Source organism: Corallococcus sp. bb12-1, assembly GCF_026626765.1.
Classification (GTDB): Bacteria; Myxococcota; Myxococcia; order Myxococcales; family Myxococcaceae; genus Corallococcus; species Corallococcus terminator.
This window is the reverse complement of record NZ_JAPNJZ010000018.1, coordinates 1,107,424-1,125,639: the sequence shown is the minus strand read 5'-3', so window position 1 is coordinate 1,125,639 and position 18,216 is coordinate 1,107,424. Positions and strand designations below refer to the sequence as shown.

Below are 18,216 nucleotides of genomic sequence, written 5' to 3'. Positions count from 1 at the left end.
TCACCTCGTAGCGAATGACGCGGCGACCAGGAATGGCCAGGCGCTCCTGTGGCCCACGGAAGGCGGGTTGCTCAGCCCGGGCTCGAACGGGGATCGTGGCCGTAGCTGTTGCGCTCCGAAATCTGACCGTTCTCGTTGTGGATGAAGTGTTCGACCTTGTCGCGCCGCGCGACCTCCGCGCCTTGCTGCACGGCTTCCTTCTTCGTCCGGTGTTGGCCCAGGCTCACGCCGTTCTGCTTGTTCACCCAGCCGTCGCCACCGGAGTTCGGCACCGTGTGCACATCCCCTCGACCGTTCTCAGCCATGTGTCCCCCGTTCCTGCCTTGAGATGGGGCGGGAGCGTCCGGCATGTCGCTTCGGTGGACCATCCCGCTGGGGGCAGGGGAGACTGTCAGGTGTGTGGCTTCAGCGCGGCATGGGCCGGGCCTTGAATCCGCTTCACCGTGTTTAGATTGTAAAACAGGTAATGCATGATGGTGCCTTCGTTCTCTTCAGGGAGGCACCATGCAACGGCTTCATTCGCTCCTGGGCGCACTGGCGACGGTCGCGCTCGTCGGCTGTGGCGGGCCAGAAGGCGCTGAGTTCACGGAGCAGCGCGCGGGCATCGACGCCGCGCCGAGCAACGTCACCCTCAACAAGCCGGCCACGGGCTCCGACACCGTGAGTGTGACGGTGACGGCCCCGGCCGTGGTGACCAACATCGCGCTCAACAAGCCCGTCTCCGCCGGCAGCAGCAGCACGACCTACGTGCCGGCGTTCGCGGTGGATGGTTCGCTCACCACCCGCTGGGAGTCGGCCTACAGCTTCCTGACGCACAACTACTTCGACGTGGACCTCCAGGGGCCACACGAAGTGCAGGGCGCGGAGCTGCACCTGAACACCAGCACGACCGCGTCATACGCGATGACGGCCTTCGAACTGCAAGCGTGGGACGGGGGCTGCTGGAAGACCATCCCCGGCACGGCGGTGGAGGGCAATCCGCTCAACAGCTCGCTGAAGACGCTGACGTTCACCAGCCCGGTCATCACCACGAAGGTCCGGGTGGTGTGCAAGGACGCGCCGTACTGCCGGCTGCGGGAGCTCAAGCTGATGGGGACGCCGAACGCCGTCCTGCCCACGGGCCCCACCACCTGCGCCGCCGGACAGCAGACCGTGGCGCGCGGCCCCCGCTATGACGCCGCGGTGTTCCTCCCCCAGGACTACAACGACGACCGCACCACGCAGTGGCCGCTCATCATCGCGCTCCACGGCATTGGCGGCTCGACGCTCACCGTGGACCACACCGCGGTGCTGGCCAATCCTGAGGGATTGGCGAAGCAGTTCAATTCGGCCAGCTTCCGCGCGGCGATGCAGGCCATCGTGATTTCACCCAACCAGCGCATGCCAGTCACCAACAGCGGCAATGGTTGGTTCAACATCCCCACGTTGATGGCGATGCTGGAGGACGCGAAGAAGAACTACCGGGTGGACGCGGACCGCATCTACTTCACGGGCCTGAGCGGTGGGGCCAACACCAGCGTCGATCTGGGCATGCTCCACACGGACAAGCTGGCGGCCATCGTCCCTATCGCGCTGACCTCCACGCCCACCAACAGCCCGGACGTCTGCGATCTGAAGCCGCTGCCCATCTGGGCCTTCCATGGCGCGCTCGACGCGCCATCGCGCTCCACCAGCATCAAGGTCTGGCTGGACACGAAGTGCGGCGCGGGCGCGAGCGCGATGCGTGCGGTCACCGTCTATCCCAACGGTGGACACAACGGAGCGACGTGGGACACCGCCTATGCGGACCTGGCCCTCTACGACTGGCTGTTGCAGCAGCGGCTCAGCGACCGGCAATAGCCGGGCCCGAGCCACGGAGGTGGACACATCGAGGCGGGGCGACCGGATGTAGGACGCCCCGCGCCACGCCCCCGTTGACCTCCCAACCAGGGAGTCACTTGCGCCCCCAACGTCCTTGCCAGTAAGTCCCGCTTGCCGTCCAATGGTGCACAAACCAATGATCGGCGCGGCTAGCGGTTTCATGGGGAGTGCACACCGTTGCGATCACCGGCTCGGTAGAGGGTGAAGGGGAAGGCGATGAAGGGGACGGCGTTGAAGATGGGGGCGCGAGGGTTCGCGCTGGGGATGCTCCTGCTGGTGGGCGGTGTCGCCCAGGCGGGACAGGCGGGCGGGGTCAACATGCCGGATTCCCTCCAGGTGGAAGGGCGCACACTCGCGCTCACCCACATGGAGCTGAAGAAGAAGCTCTTCTTCAACATCTACGTGTGGAGCCTCTACATGGAGGAGGAGCCCACCTGCTTCAAGCAGGCCGTGGCCTCCAACAGCCTGAAACGACTGCACTTCCGGTTCCTGCGCACCATCACCAAGGACCAGCTCGTGGGCAGCTTCCGCGAAGGCCTGCGCCAGAACCCCGCCATGCGCGAGGACGCCCTCAACCAGTCCCTGGAGAAGCTCCTCTCGTCGCTCCACGATGTGCGCAAAGGTGATGACCTCGTCCTCACCTACCTGCCCGGCTCCGGACTCCACGTCTCCGGCGGCGCGTCCGGCGGCGTCCACATCCCCGGCAAGCCCTTCGCGGATGCCCTCTTCAGCTCCTGGCTGAACACCCACCCCATCTTCCCCCCGTAGGCCACCAGGCCGGGAAGTTGGTTCCCAAAGTAGATGCGCGTTTCTCCTAGGTTCTGGGCCCGAGAGCGGTAGTCTCGGACCCACCAACATCTTGTCAGGAGAAATCGCACATATGCGGACACGTCTGGTTCTGGCTGCCCTGGTTGCCCTCTCCACGGGTTGCGTCTCGCAGGGCAAGTTCAACGAGAAGGCCCTGGAAGCCGAAGGGCTGACGAAGAACCTCACGGACGAGAAGGCGGCGCGCACGGCCGCCGAGGCGAAGATCAAGGAGTTGGAGGAGCAGCAGGCCGCCCTGAACCAGGAGAAGGCCGCGCTGGAGACGCGCCTCAACGCCTCCGAGAACCGCCTCACCGGCGCCGCGGCCGAGCGCCGCGCCCTGGAGGAGAAGAACGCGCAGCTGGCCGCGCTCAACGACGAGCTGGCGCGCAACTCCAAGAAGCTCGCGCAGGCGAAGGAGGAGCTGGAGAAGAAGAGCTCCGAGTACGAGAACCTGGCCCAGAGCCTCAAGCAGGAGATCTCCGACGGCAAGATTGAACTGTCGGAGATGAAGGGCCGGATGACGGTGCAGTTGAAGGACAAGATCCTCTTCGCGTCCGGCTCCGCGCGCGTGGGCAAGGAAGGGCAGGAGGCGCTCGTGAAGATCGCCGACGCGCTCAAGACGGTGCGGGGCCGTATCATCCGCGTGGAAGGCCACACGGACGACGTGCCCACCGGCGGCGGTCAGTTCGCCTCCAACTGGGAGCTGAGCCTGGCGCGCGCGATGGCGGTGGTGCACTCGCTGCAAGACTCGGGTGTGGACCCGACGTCGCTGTCGGCGGCGGGTTACGGGCAGTACCAGCCCATCGTGGCCAACGACACGCCGGAGCATAAGAGCCAGAACCGGCGCATCGAAATCGTGCTCGCCCCCAGCCTCGGAGGGCGCTAGGACGGTGCGCGGGAGACCCGCGCACCCTTCATGAAAACGCTCGCTTGCGTCGTCTGTCTATTGCTTGCGACCGGGGCTGCAGCACAGGCCCCGGACGCAGGTGTTCCCGCCGGCGATGCTGGCGTTCCCACCGGCGTGCTGACGAAGCCGCCCGCGCTCCTGCGTCAGGTCGAAGCGACCTATCCGCCGGAGGCCGCCGCCCAGCAGTTGGAGGGCACGGTGGTGATGTTCATCGACATCTCGGAGACGGGCACCGTCACGAATGTCGAAATCACCCAGCCCGCTGGCAACGGCTTCGACGAAGCGGCCACCGCCGCGGTGAAGCAGTTCCAGTTCGAGCCCGCGGAGGTGGACAACGTCCCTTCTCCGGTGCGCATCCAATACGCCTACCAGTTCGTCTTCCGCGCGCCGGAGCCGCCTCCCGAGGCCACCACCGACGGCGGCATCGCGGAGCCGCAGGGCCCGGTGAACTTCAGCGGCAAGGCGCTGGAGCGCGGCACGCGCAAGCCGCTCGTGGGCGCGGAGGTGGTGCTGACGGAGCTGGACCGCGCCACCGTGACGGACAGCGAGGGCCGCTTCTCCTTCCGAGGCGTCCCGGTGGGCACGCACCCGGTGGTGGTGGTGCTGGGCAGCTACGACCGCTTCCGCACGCAGGAGACCATCGCGGAAGGGCAGGAGACGCAGGCCACCTACTACGTGCAGCGGCGCATCTTCAGCTCGTACGAGACGGTGGTTCGCAGCGACCGTGAGCGCAAGGAGGTGACGCGCACCACCATCCAGGTGGCGGAGGTGCAGCGCATCCCGGGCACGCAGGGTGACACGCTCAAGGTGGTGCAGAACCTGCCGGGCGTGGCGCGGCCCGCGTTCAACGGCGGCGCGCTGGTCATCCGTGGCACCAGCCCCCAGGAGTCCGGCGTCTTCCTGGACGGCCTGCGCATCCCCATCCTGTATCACTTTGGTGGGCTCACCTCCGTGTACAACTCGGAGCTGCTGGAGGCGGTGGACTACCTGCCCGGCAACTTCTCCGCGTACTACGGCGACATCACGGGCGGCGTCATCAACGTGCGCAGCCGCGAGCCTCGCACGGACCGGCTGCACGCCACGGTGGGCATCAGCCTGATTGAGTCCAACGCGGTGGTGGAAGGCCCCATCACGGACACGCTGAGCTTCGCGATTGGCGGCCGGCGTTCGTACATCGACGTGGTGCTCAAGGCGGTGCCGTTCGACGACGACAGCCTCCAGGTGGCGCCGCGCTACTACGACGCGCAGGCGAAGCTGGTGTGGAAGCCGAACAAGCGTCACACCTTCACGTTGCAGGGGCTCACGTCGCGCGACCGGCTGGCGCTACTGTTGGACCAGCCGGCGGATGGGGACCCGTCCGTCAACGGCGGCCTGGATGTGACGACGGGCTTCAACCAGTTGCGCCTGCGGCACCAGTACCGCGAGGGCAAGCTGACGTTGGACACGCATGCGCTCATTGGCAACACGCTGTTGGACTTCTCCATTGGCGAGCGCGGCCTGCGCATCGCGTCCACGGATTTGTTCCTGCGGCCCACGATTGAGTACGCGTTCAACGACGCGGTGACGGTGGCGGGCGGTCTGGATGTGGTGACGAACCTGGCGAAGGTGCGCGCGAGCATCCAGCAGCCTCCGCGTGAGGGCGAGCCGCCGACCCCGTTGGTGACGGAGGACCTCATCAACATCGACGGCAACTTCACCCAGTACTACCCGTCCGCGTGGGCGGAGGTGCGGTGGCGGCCGGTGAAGGAGCTGCTGGTGGTGCCGGGCATCCGCACGGAGAGCTACATCTTCACGGATCAGCAGGAGGTGAAGCGCACGGTGAACCCGCGACTGGCGGTGCGCTACGCGCTCACGGAGACGCTGACGTTGAAGGGCGGCGCGGGCGTCTACCACAGCCCGCCGGTGCAGGATGAGCCGTCGCCGGGGTTCGGCAATCCGGACCTGGGGGCGAAGCGGTCGCTGCAGTACAGCGTGGGCGCGGAGTGGCAGGCGCGGCCCGAATGGTTCGTGGGCAGCGAGGTCTTCTACAACGACCTGGACGACCTCATCGTGCGCTCCAACGCGCGCATCATCCGCGACGGCGAATCGGTGCCGGAGGTGCTGAAGAACGGCGGCGTGGGGCGCATCTACGGTTTTGAATTGCTGATTCGCCGGGCGCTGACGGACCGGCTGTTCGGCTGGATTTCGTACACGCTCAGCCGCAGCGAGCGCCGGGACGCACCGGATGCTCGCTGGCGCCTGTTCGACAACGACCAGACGCATGTGCTGACGGCCATCGCCAGCTACAAGCTGCCGAAGGGCTGGGAGGTGGGCGCGCGCTTCCGCCTGGCCTCCGGCAACCCGACGACGCCGGTGGAGGGGGCGCGGCGTGACGACACGACGGACGTGTTCATCCCGTACTACGGCGCGGTCAATTCGCAGCGACTGCCATCGTTCAACCAGTTGGACATCCGCGTGGACAAGAACATCATCTTCGACACGTGGAACCTGGACGTCTACCTGGACCTGACGAACGCCTACAACAACCAGTCCGTCGAAGGCGTGGCCTACAACTACAATTACTCTCAGCGCGAGTTCTTCAAGGGCCTGCCCATCCTGCCCATCCTCGGCGCCAAGGGGAGCTTCTGACGCCATGCGCACTCCCGTCCTGCTGTGTGCCGCCCTGCTGGTGTTGAGCGCGTGCGGTCCCGACTTCGAATTGCAGAGTGAAATTCGCCGCGTGCGCGTGCTGGCCATCAAGGCGGAGCCCGCGGAGCTGGCGTTGGATCCGAACGCGTCCACGTTGCCGCCGCCGGTGACGTTCAACGCGCTGGCGGTGACGCCGGATGGCCGTCCGGTGACGGTGACGTACGCGCTGTGCCGGCCGGACGTGAATCCCTATGGGGACACGGGCTGTCCGGGCGCCAACGGCGTCGCGTTGCAGGACGGGGTGTTGTCGTTGAGCGACCCGGCGGTGCAGGCGCTGCTCATCGCGGCGTTCCAGGCGGCGACGGGCAGCACGGGGGGCGGGAGTGGCGGCGGGTTCGACTTCAACGATCCGACGGTGCGCGCGGTGCTGGAGACAGGGCTGCCGCTGTTCGTGGGGTACGAGGCGACGGACGGCAGCGGGACGCCGGAGGGCGTGGAGCGCGGGGTGCGGCGCATCACGTTGCGCTCCACGCAGACGCCGAACCAGAACCCGGTGTTGCAGGACGTGCTGTGGGCGGAAGAGCCGCTGGTGGGGCCGCTGCCGCTGGACTCGGAGGTGACGTTCAGGCCGGTGTTGGCGGAGGGCAGCGAGGAGGCCTACTCCACGGCGGACGGGACGAAGACGGAGCAGGTCTTCTACAGCTGGTTCGCGACGGGGGAGGGCGAGGTGAATTCGTTCCGTTCGTTGGAGCCGGTGGACGGCAAGCCCGGAGACCCGACGACGACCTACCAGACGTCCATGACGCCGGAGCGCATCACCTTCTGGGTGGTGGCGCGCGACGGCCGGGGCGGCGTGGACTGGGCGACTCGCACGGTGGACGTGGGGCCCTGAGGTTCGGCGTTTCGGCAGGTGTATGCGCTGCTGTGATGGCGCTGCTCCTCGCCAGTTGTGTGCATTCCCTGGGGGCATTGCCTGCTTCGTGGGAAGGGGACCGGAGCATCGTGTTCCCTTCCTTCCATGCGCAGTCCGCACTTCAGGTTGGAACCGAGAGCAGGCCCTATGAATTGGGTGGCAGGCTGCTCCAGGCCGTCCGGGTGGCGATGGATGACTTCATTCCGCCGGGCTCCAATGAAGAGCGCCCTTGCAGGGGACGGCCGGAAGCGTATCGCTCCCGTGTCATCCGACAGGGCGACGTCTTCTTCATCCTGATCCACGAAGATCCTGAGGCCTGCGGTGCGCAGTATGTCGGGGTGGACACCGACGCCCGCTACGCCGTCAGCCTCGACGGTCGGATCCTTCGTCGTAGCGTGGGAGCCGAGCCAGAACTTCCACTGAGTTCGGAGCCTGCTGATGCAGGCGTTCCGGATGCAGGAGATGCACCTCATCCGCCCATTCCTTCTGGCCCATTGGACGGCGGAACCTTGTAGGGGGATCCTCCCGTTACGGGACGGTGGTGGGCTCGCTGTCGAAGAGCGCGTCGAACAGGGTGGTCTGGGGAGGACGCGTCCAATCCACGATGACTGGCACCGGGGTGGCCGCTACGTCTCGCGGAAGCTCGCTGACGTTGTAACGGGCTTCCAGTTCCCGGGCGATGAGGCGTGCCGTCTCGGTCATGGCTTCAGGCAGCGGGTCCAGGTGCAACTGGGCCTTGCTCTGCTTGCGTCCCTGGTATTCGAACGAGATGCCGTACACGGTGAAGACGGGCGCCAGGATGCTCATGCAGCCCACGATGGCCCAGGGAATGGGCGGCATGGGAATACCCTTCGCGGGATAGGCGATGCAGCGGAAGCTGACCCGGGACGGTCCGGTGCCATCGCCCAGGCTGAACGCTGGAAGCAGTGTTCTCAGGTGGTCAAGGAACCCATGCCACAGTGGGATGTCTTGTGCTGCTTCGTCCCAGCGCTTGAAGAGACGTGCGTACTCCGGGCTGGTTTCGTCCGGGTCTTTCGGCCCTGGCGCTGGCCAATAATGTCTGGCGATGGCCAGCAATTGTTCAGTGCTGGGCGGCATGTTGCACGAACTCCCGTGTCAAAGATTGATGGCACCAAACTGCACCGGGGATGACTTGGCGTGACACAAAGTCGGTACCTTGGAACCACCAATCGATGCTGGCACGGTCGTACGAAGCGTTGCCTTCAGTGACTCGCAAAGCATCCCGAGCGGCGATTCCAGCGAGGCTGTCCTGAAGAGGGAATGCGAGGCTTCGTTGATTCGGTCCGCCGCGATGCGCTGCGCCAGGGAGGTGGAGACAGGGCCGTCCTTGGTGTGAAGAGGCGTTTCTAGCCCGAACTTGCACAAGATGGCTTCGCCGGTGTTCTCGCGCGAAATCCGGATGTGGATGCAGGCTGCCCGCCAGCCTCCTGCTTCCTCGGGCTGCGCTTCGACGATGGTCACGAAGCGGATCTGCCGGGGCTGGATTTGCCCCGTGACGAAGGTCCTGCCCGCAGGCCCGACACACGACAACGACAGTGAGAGCGCGGCGCCCGCCGCGAGCCAGCGTCCTGCTGTGAGCCCACCCATGCTTCACCCCGCGAGCCACGAGGACGCGCGTCCCAGACCCTCCGCCACGGAGGTGAATGCATCCGCGGTGCGCACGCGCTCCTCACCGAAGCGCTTCACGTACAGCTCCCGCACCGCGGGAATCTGTGACGAACCGCCCGTGAGGAACACGGCGTCAATGTCCCTGGCCTCCGGGTGCTTCGCCAACAGCCCTTCGGTGCACTGCGAGAGTTCAGCCAGCAACGCGGCGCTCGCCGTGTCGAACTCGGCGCGGGTAATCGGTTCGTGCAGGCGGATGCGCGCCTCGTCGAAGTCGATGGTCGCCACGTCCTCGCTCGACAGCCGCACCTTCGCCGCTTCAATCGACCGGAACAGCCGGTAGCCCAGGTTGTCCATCACCAGGTCGTAGAGCGCTTCGATCTCCGCCGGCCGGTCGCTCGTGTCGAGCATCACCTCCAGCAGCTCCTGCGTGGACTTCTCCCGGATGAACGACATCTCATGCCAGTTCAAGAGCTTCGCCATCACGTGCTGCGGAATGGGCATCCGCTTCTCGCTGAAGCCCTTCACCTTGTACGTGGACCCCGCCCCGAAGCGCGGCAACAGCTTGTGCCGCATGATCTCCGCGTCGAACCGGTCACCACCGATGCGCACACCCGTGGACCCGACCACGTCCGGCCTGCGGTCCAGGTTCCCCCGGCGCGACGGTCCCAGCTTCATCAGCGTCAGGTCCGTGGTGCCGGCGCCGAAGTCCGCCACCAACACCAACTCGTCGCGCGTCAGCCGCGCCTCGTACGCGAGCGCCGCCGCGATGGGCTCGATGAGGAACTGCACGTGCGTGAAGCCCGCCAGCTCCGCCGCCTTGCGCAGCCGCTTCTCCGCCAGTGCGTCCGCGTCCGGATCCGGCGTGAACACCGCGGGCCGTCCCATCACCACCGCGTCCGGCAGCTCGCCCAGGTGCGCCCCGGCCGACTCGCGCACGCGGCGCAGCAGGATGGCCACCAAATCCTCGATGGTGAACGTGCGCCCCTTCACCTGCGTCGCCCGGAAGGACGAGCTGTGCAGGAAGGACTTCACGGACTGGATGAACCGCCCGTTGTTGTCCTCCAGGTAGCGCTGGATGGCGTCCGCGCCCGCGAAGATCTCCTTCTCGTCCTCCGCGAAGAACAACACAGAGCGGAACAGACGCGGCTCCGGCGTGTGGGGCTGCAGGGGCAACACGGTGCCATCCGGCAGGGCCAGGGCGGTGTTGCTGGTTCCGAAGTCGAGTCCGCAGGCGCGCATGGGGGGGCGCCCCTTATCGCCATTCTTCCGGTCGCGGTAGCCCCAAAGTGAGTGCCTGCCGTGGAGCGGGCAGGGCATCGGGCGCTCGCGGCCCCATGGCTTGGTTCCTCGCGCGCCCTCGCCATCTTTGCCCTGTCATCCCTTCGACAGGAGAACCCCATGAAATCGCGCACGACATGGCTCACGGCGGGAGTCGCGGCACTGGTGGTGGGCACCGCCTGCCAGGACGGCGATCGCACCCGACAGGAAGGCACCCGGGCCGCCCCAGGGCAGGAGGTCGAGCAGGCCCAGGCCCGCTCGGAGGAGGCCTTCGACAGTGCTCGGGACGCGCAGAAGGAGGCCTCCCGGCAACAGCGCGAGGCCGCTCGGGCCCAGGAGGACCTCCAGCGCAAGCAGCAGGAGCTCCAGGAGGCCCAGGCCACCGCCCAGAAGGAATCGCAGGAGGCCCAGGCCAGCCAGCAGCAGGCGCAGGCGCGCACCCAGCAGGCCCAGTCCGAGGCCCAGCAGGCCCAGGCGAGCGCCCTGGACGCCCAACGCCGGCTCCAGCAGGGGCTGACGCCGTCACGTGAGGTCGTGGGCCAGAACGCGCCCGTGGCGGCCCCGGTGGCCAACGCGCAGCCCTCCGCGCAGGACCAGCAGATCTCCGGCGAGGTGCTGAGCGCGAGCTCCCGCGAGGTGCTGCTCAGCCAGGGCGGAGAGCCCCAACTGCGGCTCCAGGTGGGGCCCACCACGCAGGTGCGGGTGGACGGCCGGACCGCGAGCGCCGCGGACATCCAGGAAGGCGCGCAGGTGCGGGCCTCGTACCGCACGGATGCGAACAGCGGTGAGCCGCGGGCGCTGCGCATCGACGCCACGTCCCGCACGCAGCCAGCGGCGCCCGCCGCGCCGGAGAGCGGTGAGTCCTCGCCGGGCGTCGCGCCCCAGTAGCCCGGACATGACTCGGCCCCGTTCCTTCGCGCTTCCCACGCGAGGGTCCGGGGCCGAATCGCTGTCGCAGGTGCTACGCCTCGCGCGTTACGCGGCGAGTTCCGCCTGGTCCAGGCCGGCCTCGGCCATCAGGTTCGCCAGCTCCGCCTTCAGCTTGTCCTTGGCGCGGATCTCCAGCTGACGGGCGCGCTCGCGGGAGAACCCGAAGTGCTCGCCCAGCTCGCTCAGCGTCATCTCCGAATCGCTCATCACGCGCTGCTCGATGATGAAGCGCTCGCGGGGATCCAGGCGCGTCAGGGCGCGCTGCACCAGGTTGCGGGTGAGGCCCGCCTGCTGCCGGTCCGCGACTTCATCCGCGTGGGAGGCCGCCTCGGACTCCACGAAGTCCAGGTGCGTGGCGTCCCCGTCCTCACCCACCGGCGCGTCCAGGGACAGGTCCCGGCCGCCCATGCGCTGCTCCATCTCACGCACTTCCGTGGGCTTCACGTTCAGCTTGCGGGCGATCTCCTCCGCGTTGACGATGTGGCCGTCGCCGGCGCCCTGCTTCTCCAACTCGCGGCGGGTGCGGGCCAGGCTGAAGAACAGCCGGCGCTGCGCCTGCGTCGTGCCCAGCTTCACCAGGCTCCAGTTGCGCAGCACGTAGTTCTGGATGTACGCGCGGATCCACCACACCGCGTAGGAGATGAGGCGGATGCCCTTCTCCGGGTCGAACTTCTGCACGGCCTTCATCAGGCCGATGTTCGCCTCCTGGATGAGGTCCGACATCTTCAGGCCGTAGGAGCGGTACTCGTACGCCACCTTCACCACGAAGCGCAGGTTGCTCGTCACCAGGTGGTGGCCCGCGGACAGGTCGCCAGCGCGGAAGCTGCGGGAGAGCGCCTGCTCCTCCTGCGGGCTCAGCAGCGGGTAGTGGTTGATCTCCGAGAGGTACGTGGAGAGCGAGTCAGCAGAAGAGAAGGAGTTGGAAGCCTGCATGGGGGTCTCTCGGGGAAGAGGGCGGGATGTGTTCCGCTCGTTTGCTGCGACGGGAGAACCTTTAGCAATGCAGGTGCCAATGCCAGGTAGCGGCCAACCTCAATGATTCTGGTGGGTTGCGCGAAGACGCTCCGATGCTTAGGGCGGAAACCGGCAGTTTTTACAGCGCCCTGATCCGAAGGTTCTTCCGGATGCCCCCCGGGGAGGGTTGCCTGCCCTCCGACCTGTGCGCAGGGGAGATCACATCCATCAGGGAGGTAGGGACGCCTCGGCGCCTCCACCAGGGGCCCGGCGGGGCGAGTGTCCTCAATGCAGCGTGCCTGGCTGCTCCTCCTCATGAACTCCGCCGGCTGCGTCTGTGAGCCGAAGCCGGCGGAGGGCACACACCCGGCGGTTTCGGGCGCCGCGGCGGCGTCCGGCGGGGCCATCATCCAGGCCGCCGTGGACGCCGCGGAGCAGGCCCGTGTCCAGGATGCTTCGCGGCGTCCGCGTCAGGCGACACGTCAGGGCGTGACGGGCACGGACTCGTACCCGATGTCCACGTTGGAAATGGTGGGCTGGCAGGTGCTGCTGCGCCCGCCAGCCAGCGTGGCCTTCCAGCAGAGCTGGTGGCCGGGCGTGCTGGAGACATCCAGGATGCGGTACTGCTGCGGGCCTTGGAACGTCACCGGGTGCCAGGTGGGCGTGGGACTGCCGCAGTCGGTGGACACCGCATAGGCGATGGAGGACGTGGCATCGCAGGTGGCGGCATCCCGCGTGTCCTGCTTTTCGAAGTACACGTGGGAGATGGCGCACCCCGCGTCCGCGGGACTCAACACGCGCGAGCGCACGGCGCCGTACGGGTCGGACCGGAGGAGGAAGACGACGTCGTTGAAGTCCCGGTCCCCTCCGCCATTGAGGTCCTCGAAGGCCATCAGCACCTCGCCGGGCCAGTTGTCCGTCGCGCCCACCATGACGTGGGGCATGTTCATGTTGATGCTGAGGGATTGGGGCGCGACGGTGGCCGTCCTCGGGAGGTTGATGTTCCCGTAGTTGGGCGTGTTGAGCCGGACCCGGGCATCGCTATCCAACCACCCGCACAGGGACTGCGTGGTGCCGACCACGGTGCAGGCGCCCGTGGAGGGGGCCGCCGGATTGCACAGCTCACTGTAGGAACAGCCGAGGTTCCGGGCCGCCGCCGGCGCCTGGCCCACGGGGTCCTGGTCCAGGTTCCACTTCGCCTTGGAGAAGAAGACGGAGATGGGTGACTTCAGATGCAGCGTGCACTGGCCATTGGGGTCCTTGCGCAGACACGGGAAGACCGTGCCTTCGTCCGGGACATGGGACGGCGCGGAGGCGACGACCAGGAAGAAGACCAGCTCCCGGCCGCCCTGGACGACTCCCAGGTCCACCGTCCGGTCATAGGAGCTGATGCCCGGGTTTGGATTGACGGACCGCGGAAGGCCGTGGGCGTCGTAGGCGGAGACGTCGTAGTCGGGAATGCCGTCGCTGGCGGTGGAGCCATCACCCACCGCGCCGAGCTGTTGATACGTGCTCAGGTCGCTGTCGTCGTCGGAGAGCAGGAACGGGAGGTGGCCCAGGCCCCGGTTCCCATTCAGGGCGTGCGTGGGTTCCAGCAGGTTGGGGATGCGCGCGAAGAGTCCGTTGTCCGAATGGCCGGTGCCGGGCGTCGCGGGCGGGAGGCTACCCACGACATCGATGTTCACGTTCGGGTGGGAACCGGGCCGGGCATCCTCCAGGGACTGGTTCGCCGAGAAGGCCGTGGCGCAGGAGCTGTTGCTCGCCAGTTCGGGCTGGCTGTAGGTGAAGCCTCCCGAGGTGAAGGTCCGGGTACAGCGGCGGTTGACGCCGATGTACGCACGGGCCTGGGGGCCGGTGGGAGGCGCCAGGTTGTAGAGGTCCTCGTGCAGGTCCGCGATGCCGTTGGCGTTGGAGTCCCTCAGGTTGCCCTGGGAGTCCACGAAGCCGGTCGCCACGAGGTCATCGACGTAGAGATACCCGAGCGCATGGCTCCCACCCGCGCTCTCGTACACGAACGACACCGTCAGCCGCTGATCCGACGGCAGCACGAGATACTCCGGGGACTCCGGCATCCACGCCGGGTTCGCGCGCAGCGTCTGCTGCGAGGTGAGCGTCACCCCCTGGATCTCCGTGAAGCCCGAAGCCGCGAACGCCGGCTGGCGATCGAGGTACAGGTCCTGGACCACGCTGAACTCGAAGGCCGCTGAAGTGGACAGGCCCAGGCCATTGCTGACCGTCGCGACGACGGGCGCGCTGCCGTCCGCAAGACACGCGGGCGCGGTCCAGCTCCGGCTGCTCGAGTTCGCGCCGTTCACGGGCGCTCCCAACGTGCCCGCGCTCGCACTCCAGGAGAATGTGAGCGGACTGCCCTGCGGATCCACCGCCTGGACTCCCAGTTGCGCGGGGTCTCCCGCGTACAGCGCTTCCACGGACTGGGTGACAGAGGTGAGCTGGGGCGGAAGGCGGACCGCCTTGGGGCCTTGGAGGGAGGGGGACTCGGTGGCGACGGCCACCGTGGGCATGACGGACAGGGCGGCTCCGGCCACGAGGGCCAGACGCCGGGAGGAAGGGGGATGCAAGGGCAGACTCCTCTGGCTTCAGCGGACCCGCGAGGGCAGGTCGAGGCCCGCCGGGCCATGCGGACCCGGCGGACCCGCTGGAGACGCGGGGAGGTCGTCTGGATTCAAACAGGAAGTCGCTTTGTCCGATTTTCCTGTCAGGTCAAAGCCTTGCGCAGCCGTTTGGGAATGGCCTCCGCGTGCCAGCGCTGCACCTCGCGGGCGATTTCGGCGGACCGCTCCGCGCGCTCCTCCCGGGCCTGGGGCAGCAGCTTGCGCGCGGCCTTGCGCTGTCCGGGTGGGGCTTCGGCGGCGGCGCGTTCGAACAACTCCAGACGCACGTCCGCGTCGTGCAGTTCGCCCAGCCCATCCTGCAGGGGCACCAACACCTCCAGCAGCGCGCCCACGGTGCGGCGGAAGGCCGGCTGGTAGATCTCCAATTCGTAGCGCAGCTTCTTCAACTCCTTGCGCAGGGCGTGCGCGGAGGCGGCGTCGGGCGCGTCGGCATAGCGCTCCAGGCGCTTCTCCACGCGGCGCAGGCGCTGGCGCAGGTGTCCTCGCACGCGCTTGCCGGAGAAGCGGTGGTCGTCCTCCAGCGAGTCCAGCTTCTTGAGCAGGCGCGGCACGGTGCGCCCCGACCAGCGCTCCAGCTCCGCGCGCAGCGCCTTCTCCTTCGCCTTGAGGCCGGACAGGTGGGACTCACGCAGGCCGACCAGCGCCTTCGCGGCGTCCTTCTTCCCCTTCGCGGCGGTGTCCAGCCACGCGTCCTGGACGTGCAGGTCGCGCACGTCGCCCAGGGCGTCCTGGAGGCGCTTCACGTCCGCCTCCAACTGGGTGAGCTTGCCGGTGGCGTGGAACACCTGGAGCGCGGCGCGCAGGCGGCGGGTGGCCACGCGCATGTCGTGCACGCCGTCCTCGTCCAGCTCCTCGTCAAGCTGGGCTTCGGGGTGGCGCGCGTCCGCGAGTCGGCCGGCGAGGATGCGGCGGGCGGCGTCGCCCAGCGCGGTGTCGGGGCCGAGGCCCCGGATGGGAGTGGGAGGAGGCATGGCGGTCAGTCCTCCTTCTGGGCATATTGGATGACCATGCGCTCGGCGGCCTCGGGGCCTTCCCAGCCGAGGACGTGCGCGTCCTTGTCCGCGAAGTGCACCACCGCGAGGAAGAAGTGCTCCAGCTCCTCCAGCTCGCGCCGGGACAGGTCCTGGTAGGAATTCATCCCCTCCGCGCGGGGGGCGTTCACGGGGACGACGAGCACGCGATCATTGCGCTCGCGCGCGCCCGTCTGGCTGTCCTTCTTCTTCTGGTCCACCAGGAGCACGCCCAGCGGCCGGCACGGCAGCACGACGCCGGGCCACGTGGGCACGTCCCAGTACACCAGCGCGTCCAGCGGGTCGCCGTCCGGGCCCTTCGTGCTGGGGATGAAGCCCCAGTCGAACGGGTAGCGGAACCCGCGCGTCAGCGGCCGCGACAGGGTGAAGGCCTGGAGTTTCGTGTCGTATTTGAGCTTCACCGTCGAACCGCGGGGCGACTCGACGACGACGTTCAACGCATCCTGGAAGCCGCGCAAGGGCAGGCGGGTGAAGTCGGTGGCCATGAACCTTCAAGGCTGGTGTCGCCTGTCCGCCCACGGCAAGTGCTCCACCGGAAAGGATTTCACTCGCCGACCTTGGACGGCGCGCGCGGCTCTACCCGACAGGTCTTCCCAGGGGCAGCGGGGGTTCGCTCCGGGCCATCAGCCGCCGCGTCGCGCGCGCGGCGGCCAGTCCGCCCAGCGTGTACCAGGCGACGGTGAGCAGCGACGTGGAGGGCCTGGCCTGGGACGGTGCCTTGCCCAGACCCAGCCAGGGAGGCAGCGCCACCGCGCCCAGGCCGGCGAGCAGCCCCAGCACCGCGCCGCGAAGGTAGGGACGCTTGGGGCGCCCCAGGGCGACGAGCGAGAAGAAGAGCCCGTTGGACACCAGGTCCGCCGCCAGCGTCTGGCGATGCAGCTGGCGGTCCCTCGCGGGCTCGCCGCCGAAGAAGCGGATGCCTTTCTTGAGGGAGCGCATGCCCAGCACGTCCATGCGCGGCGGATGCTTCAGGACGCGTCGGGCACTCTCGTGCACCAGCGTCAGCGCGGTGGCGCCGACGAGCCCTGGACCGAGGGCGCGGAACACGATGCGGGGCGGAGCAGGAGGTTCGATCATGCCCTCCAAGCTAGGCACCCCGTTCCACGGACTCCCGCGAGGAGGTGCCCGCCTGCCTGCTGGGCGGACGGTGACAGCGCGCGTCAGGAACTACAGCTCACCACGAGGTGTCGGCCCCATGTCGGCGGAGCGGCCGCGTAGGCCTCCGAATCCGGGTGTTCGTCGAACGGCGCGGACACGAGCGCGAGCACCCGGTCCACCTCCGCGAAGTCCCCTTCCTGGGCCCGGGCGATGGCCTGCTGCGCCACCCAGTTGCGCAGGACGTACTTCGGATTGACGCGGTCCAGGCGCGCGTGGCGCGCGGTGTCCACGCTGCCCTCGGCGTCCAGCCGTGCCCGGTAGCGCGCGGCCCACGCGTCGAAGCCCTCCGGTGGCAGGAAGTGGTCGCGGAGCGCGTCGTTGCGCGCGTCAGGCTTTGAATCGAACCGGTTCAGCGCGCGGAAGAAGCGCGTGTAGTCCACGTGCGAACCCGCCATCAGGCCGAACAGGTCCTCGACGAGCGTGCGGTCCTCGTCGCGGGTTTCGGACAGGCCCAGCTTCTCGCGCATGCGCGCGAGGAAGTGCGCGGCGAACGCGGGCTGGAAGGCGCCCAGGGCGGCGCGGGCCTCGTCCTCGGTGATGAGCGTCAGCAGCGCTTCCCCCAGGCAGGCCAGGTTCCACAGCGCGACGCGCGGCTGCTGGTCGAACGCATAGCGGCCCTGGTGGTCGGAGTGGTTGCTGACGAAGCCGGGGTCGAAGTCGTCCAGGAAGCCATAGGGCCCGTAGTCCAGCGTGAGCCCCAGGATGGACATGTTGTCGGTGTTCATCACGCCGTGCTCGAAGCCCACCGCCTGCCACCCGGCGATGAGTTTCGCGGTGCGCTCCACCACCTCCTCGAAGAAGCGCGCGTGGCGCCGCTCCTGTCCCAGCAAGTGTGGGAAGTGGCCGGCGATGACGTGCTCCGCGAGCGTGGCCACGTGCGCGGGTTGTTCGGTGTGGTGGAAGAACTCGAAGGTGCCGAAGCGCACGTGCGAGGGCGCCATCCGCACCAGCATCGCCCCGGTCTCCACGTCCTCGCGGTACACCGGCGTGCGACTGCCCAGCATGCACAGCGCCCGGGTGGTGGGGATGCCCAGGGCGTGCAGGGCCTCTCCGGCCAGGTACTCGCGCACGGTGGAGCGCAGCACCGCGCGTCCGTCACCGCCGCGCGAGAAGGGCGTGGGACCACCGCCCTTCAGGTGCAGGTCCCACTTCGCTCCGTCCGGGGCACGCACCTCGCCCAGGAGCAGCGCGCGGCCGTCTCCCAGGCGGGGCACGTACACCCCGAACTGGTGCCCCGCGTACACCATGGCCAGGGGCTCCATGCCGGGCAGCAACTGGCCCCCGCCGAACACCCGCGCGAACTCCGGGCGCGTCGCCGCGTCCGCGTCCAACCCCAGCAGGCGCAGCGCGGCCGGGTTCACGCTCACCACGTGCGCGTCCGGGAAGGGCGCGGGGGCCACCCGGGCGGCGAACCCGGGCGGCAGGCGGGCGTAGGTGTTGTCGAAGACGAGCTGTCCGAGCGGGGCCATGGCCTTGGGGCAACCCCCG

Annotated in this window: 17 protein-coding genes; 7 read left to right on the top strand and 10 right to left on the bottom strand. The window is 68.2% G+C overall.

The annotated features are described in order from the left end of the window. Positions 1-71 precede the first annotated feature (71 nt). On the bottom strand, positions 72-305 hold the full coding sequence (locus OV208_RS25255) for a DUF2188 domain-containing protein (protein WP_267576437.1): 234 nt from the start codon (positions 303-305) through the stop codon (positions 72-74). A gap of 199 nt (positions 306-504) precedes the next feature. On the opposite strand from OV208_RS25255, the gene OV208_RS25250 reads away from it, so the two are divergent. The 6 genes from OV208_RS25250 to OV208_RS25225 all read left to right on the top strand — a co-directional run bounded on the left by OV208_RS25250 (position 505) and on the right by OV208_RS25225 (position 7,630). After that, the gene (locus OV208_RS25250) at positions 505-1,839 is read left to right on the top strand and encodes a discoidin domain-containing protein (protein WP_267576436.1); all 1,335 of its coding nucleotides are present in this window, start codon (positions 505-507) and stop codon (positions 1,837-1,839) included. A 237-nt stretch (positions 1,840-2,076) separates the two neighbouring features. After that, entirely contained in the window at positions 2,077-2,628 is a 552-nt protein-coding gene (locus OV208_RS25245) for a chalcone isomerase family protein (RefSeq protein ID WP_267576435.1), read from the top strand. Positions 2,629-2,740: 112 nt separating this feature from the next. Next, complete coding sequence (locus tag OV208_RS25240) at positions 2,741-3,553, top strand: OmpA/MotB family protein (protein ID WP_267576434.1); 813 nt, start codon at positions 2,741-2,743, stop codon at positions 3,551-3,553. Positions 3,554-3,583: 30 nt separating this feature from the next. Continuing rightward, positions 3,584-6,202: a TonB-dependent receptor domain-containing protein gene (locus tag OV208_RS25235; RefSeq protein WP_267576433.1), complete on the top strand. Its 2,619-nt coding sequence runs from the start codon at positions 3,584-3,586 to the stop codon at positions 6,200-6,202. A gap of 4 nt (positions 6,203-6,206) precedes the next feature. Next, on the top strand, positions 6,207-7,094 hold the full coding sequence (locus OV208_RS25230) for a hypothetical protein (RefSeq protein WP_267576432.1): 888 nt from the start codon (positions 6,207-6,209) through the stop codon (positions 7,092-7,094). Positions 7,095-7,129: 35 nt separating this feature from the next. After that, a complete protein-coding gene (locus OV208_RS25225) occupies positions 7,130-7,630 on the top strand; it encodes a hypothetical protein (RefSeq protein WP_267576431.1) in 501 nt (166 codons plus the stop codon). 13 nt (positions 7,631-7,643) lie between these two features. On the opposite strand, the gene OV208_RS25220 is transcribed toward OV208_RS25225, so the two are convergent. The 3 genes from OV208_RS25220 to OV208_RS25210 form a co-directional block, all read right to left on the bottom strand. Beyond that, the gene (locus tag OV208_RS25220; RefSeq protein WP_267576430.1) at positions 7,644-7,955 is read right to left on the bottom strand and encodes a hypothetical protein; all 312 of its coding nucleotides are present in this window, start codon (positions 7,953-7,955) and stop codon (positions 7,644-7,646) included. Between the two features lie 276 nt (positions 7,956-8,231). Continuing rightward, positions 8,232-8,723, bottom strand: a complete 492-nt coding sequence (locus tag OV208_RS25215; protein ID WP_267576429.1) for a hypothetical protein — start codon at positions 8,721-8,723, stop codon at positions 8,232-8,234. A 3-nt stretch (positions 8,724-8,726) separates the two neighbouring features. Continuing rightward, positions 8,727-9,983 carry an Hsp70 family protein gene (locus OV208_RS25210; protein ID WP_267576428.1) on the bottom strand — a complete coding sequence of 419 codons (1,257 nt, stop codon included), beginning with the start codon at positions 9,981-9,983 and terminating at the stop codon, positions 8,727-8,729. A gap of 159 nt (positions 9,984-10,142) precedes the next feature. On the opposite strand from OV208_RS25210, the gene OV208_RS25205 reads away from it, so the two are divergent. Next, positions 10,143-10,910 carry a hypothetical protein gene (locus OV208_RS25205; RefSeq protein WP_267576427.1) on the top strand — a complete coding sequence of 256 codons (768 nt, stop codon included), beginning with the start codon at positions 10,143-10,145 and terminating at the stop codon, positions 10,908-10,910. A gap of 87 nt (positions 10,911-10,997) precedes the next feature. On the opposite strand, the gene OV208_RS25200 is transcribed toward OV208_RS25205, so the two are convergent. From OV208_RS25200 to OV208_RS25175, 6 genes are all read right to left on the bottom strand, one after another. After that, entirely contained in the window at positions 10,998-11,885 is an 888-nt protein-coding gene (locus tag OV208_RS25200; RefSeq protein ID WP_267576426.1) for an RNA polymerase factor sigma-32, read from the bottom strand. A 503-nt stretch (positions 11,886-12,388) separates the two neighbouring features. Then, positions 12,389-14,485: a DUF4114 domain-containing protein gene (locus OV208_RS25195; protein ID WP_267576425.1), complete on the bottom strand. Its 2,097-nt coding sequence runs from the start codon at positions 14,483-14,485 to the stop codon at positions 12,389-12,391. A gap of 137 nt (positions 14,486-14,622) precedes the next feature. Then, the gene (locus OV208_RS25190) at positions 14,623-15,510 is read right to left on the bottom strand and encodes a CHAD domain-containing protein (RefSeq protein ID WP_267576424.1); all 888 of its coding nucleotides are present in this window, start codon (positions 15,508-15,510) and stop codon (positions 14,623-14,625) included. A gap of 5 nt (positions 15,511-15,515) precedes the next feature. Then, positions 15,516-16,055 carry an inorganic diphosphatase gene (locus OV208_RS25185; RefSeq protein WP_267576423.1) on the bottom strand — a complete coding sequence of 180 codons (540 nt, stop codon included), beginning with the start codon at positions 16,053-16,055 and terminating at the stop codon, positions 15,516-15,518. A gap of 91 nt (positions 16,056-16,146) precedes the next feature. After that, entirely contained in the window at positions 16,147-16,647 is a 501-nt protein-coding gene (locus OV208_RS25180) for a hypothetical protein (protein ID WP_267576422.1), read from the bottom strand. 83 nt (positions 16,648-16,730) lie between these two features. Then, positions 16,731-18,197: a protein adenylyltransferase SelO gene (locus OV208_RS25175; protein ID WP_267576421.1), complete on the bottom strand. Its 1,467-nt coding sequence runs from the start codon at positions 18,195-18,197 to the stop codon at positions 16,731-16,733. Positions 18,198-18,216 lie beyond the last annotated feature (19 nt).

Coding starts and splice junctions, on each gene's coding strand:
- OV208_RS25255 (WP_267576437.1), bottom strand. CDS start 305: ATGGCTGAGAACGGTCGAGGGGATGTGCACACGGTGCCGAACTCCGGT.
- OV208_RS25250 (WP_267576436.1), top strand. CDS start 505: ATGCAACGGCTTCATTCGCTCCTGGGCGCACTGGCGACGGTCGCGCTC.
- OV208_RS25245 (WP_267576435.1), top strand. CDS start 2,077: ATGAAGGGGACGGCGTTGAAGATGGGGGCGCGAGGGTTCGCGCTGGGG.
- OV208_RS25240 (WP_267576434.1), top strand. CDS start 2,741: ATGCGGACACGTCTGGTTCTGGCTGCCCTGGTTGCCCTCTCCACGGGT.
- OV208_RS25235 (WP_267576433.1), top strand. CDS start 3,584: ATGAAAACGCTCGCTTGCGTCGTCTGTCTATTGCTTGCGACCGGGGCT.
- OV208_RS25230 (WP_267576432.1), top strand. CDS start 6,207: ATGCGCACTCCCGTCCTGCTGTGTGCCGCCCTGCTGGTGTTGAGCGCG.
- OV208_RS25225 (WP_267576431.1), top strand. CDS start 7,130: ATGGCGCTGCTCCTCGCCAGTTGTGTGCATTCCCTGGGGGCATTGCCT.
- OV208_RS25220 (WP_267576430.1), bottom strand. CDS start 7,955: ATGCCGCCCATTCCCTGGGCCATCGTGGGCTGCATGAGCATCCTGGCG.
- OV208_RS25215 (WP_267576429.1), bottom strand. CDS start 8,723: ATGGGTGGGCTCACAGCAGGACGCTGGCTCGCGGCGGGCGCCGCGCTC.
- OV208_RS25210 (WP_267576428.1), bottom strand. CDS start 9,983: ATGCGCGCCTGCGGACTCGACTTCGGAACCAGCAACACCGCCCTGGCC.
- OV208_RS25205 (WP_267576427.1), top strand. CDS start 10,143: ATGAAATCGCGCACGACATGGCTCACGGCGGGAGTCGCGGCACTGGTG.
- OV208_RS25200 (WP_267576426.1), bottom strand. CDS start 11,885: ATGCAGGCTTCCAACTCCTTCTCTTCTGCTGACTCGCTCTCCACGTAC.
- OV208_RS25190 (WP_267576424.1), bottom strand. CDS start 15,510: ATGCCTCCTCCCACTCCCATCCGGGGCCTCGGCCCCGACACCGCGCTG.
- OV208_RS25185 (WP_267576423.1), bottom strand. CDS start 16,055: ATGGCCACCGACTTCACCCGCCTGCCCTTGCGCGGCTTCCAGGATGCG.
- OV208_RS25180 (WP_267576422.1), bottom strand. CDS start 16,647: ATGATCGAACCTCCTGCTCCGCCCCGCATCGTGTTCCGCGCCCTCGGT.
- OV208_RS25175 (WP_267576421.1), bottom strand. CDS start 18,197: ATGGCCCCGCTCGGACAGCTCGTCTTCGACAACACCTACGCCCGCCTG.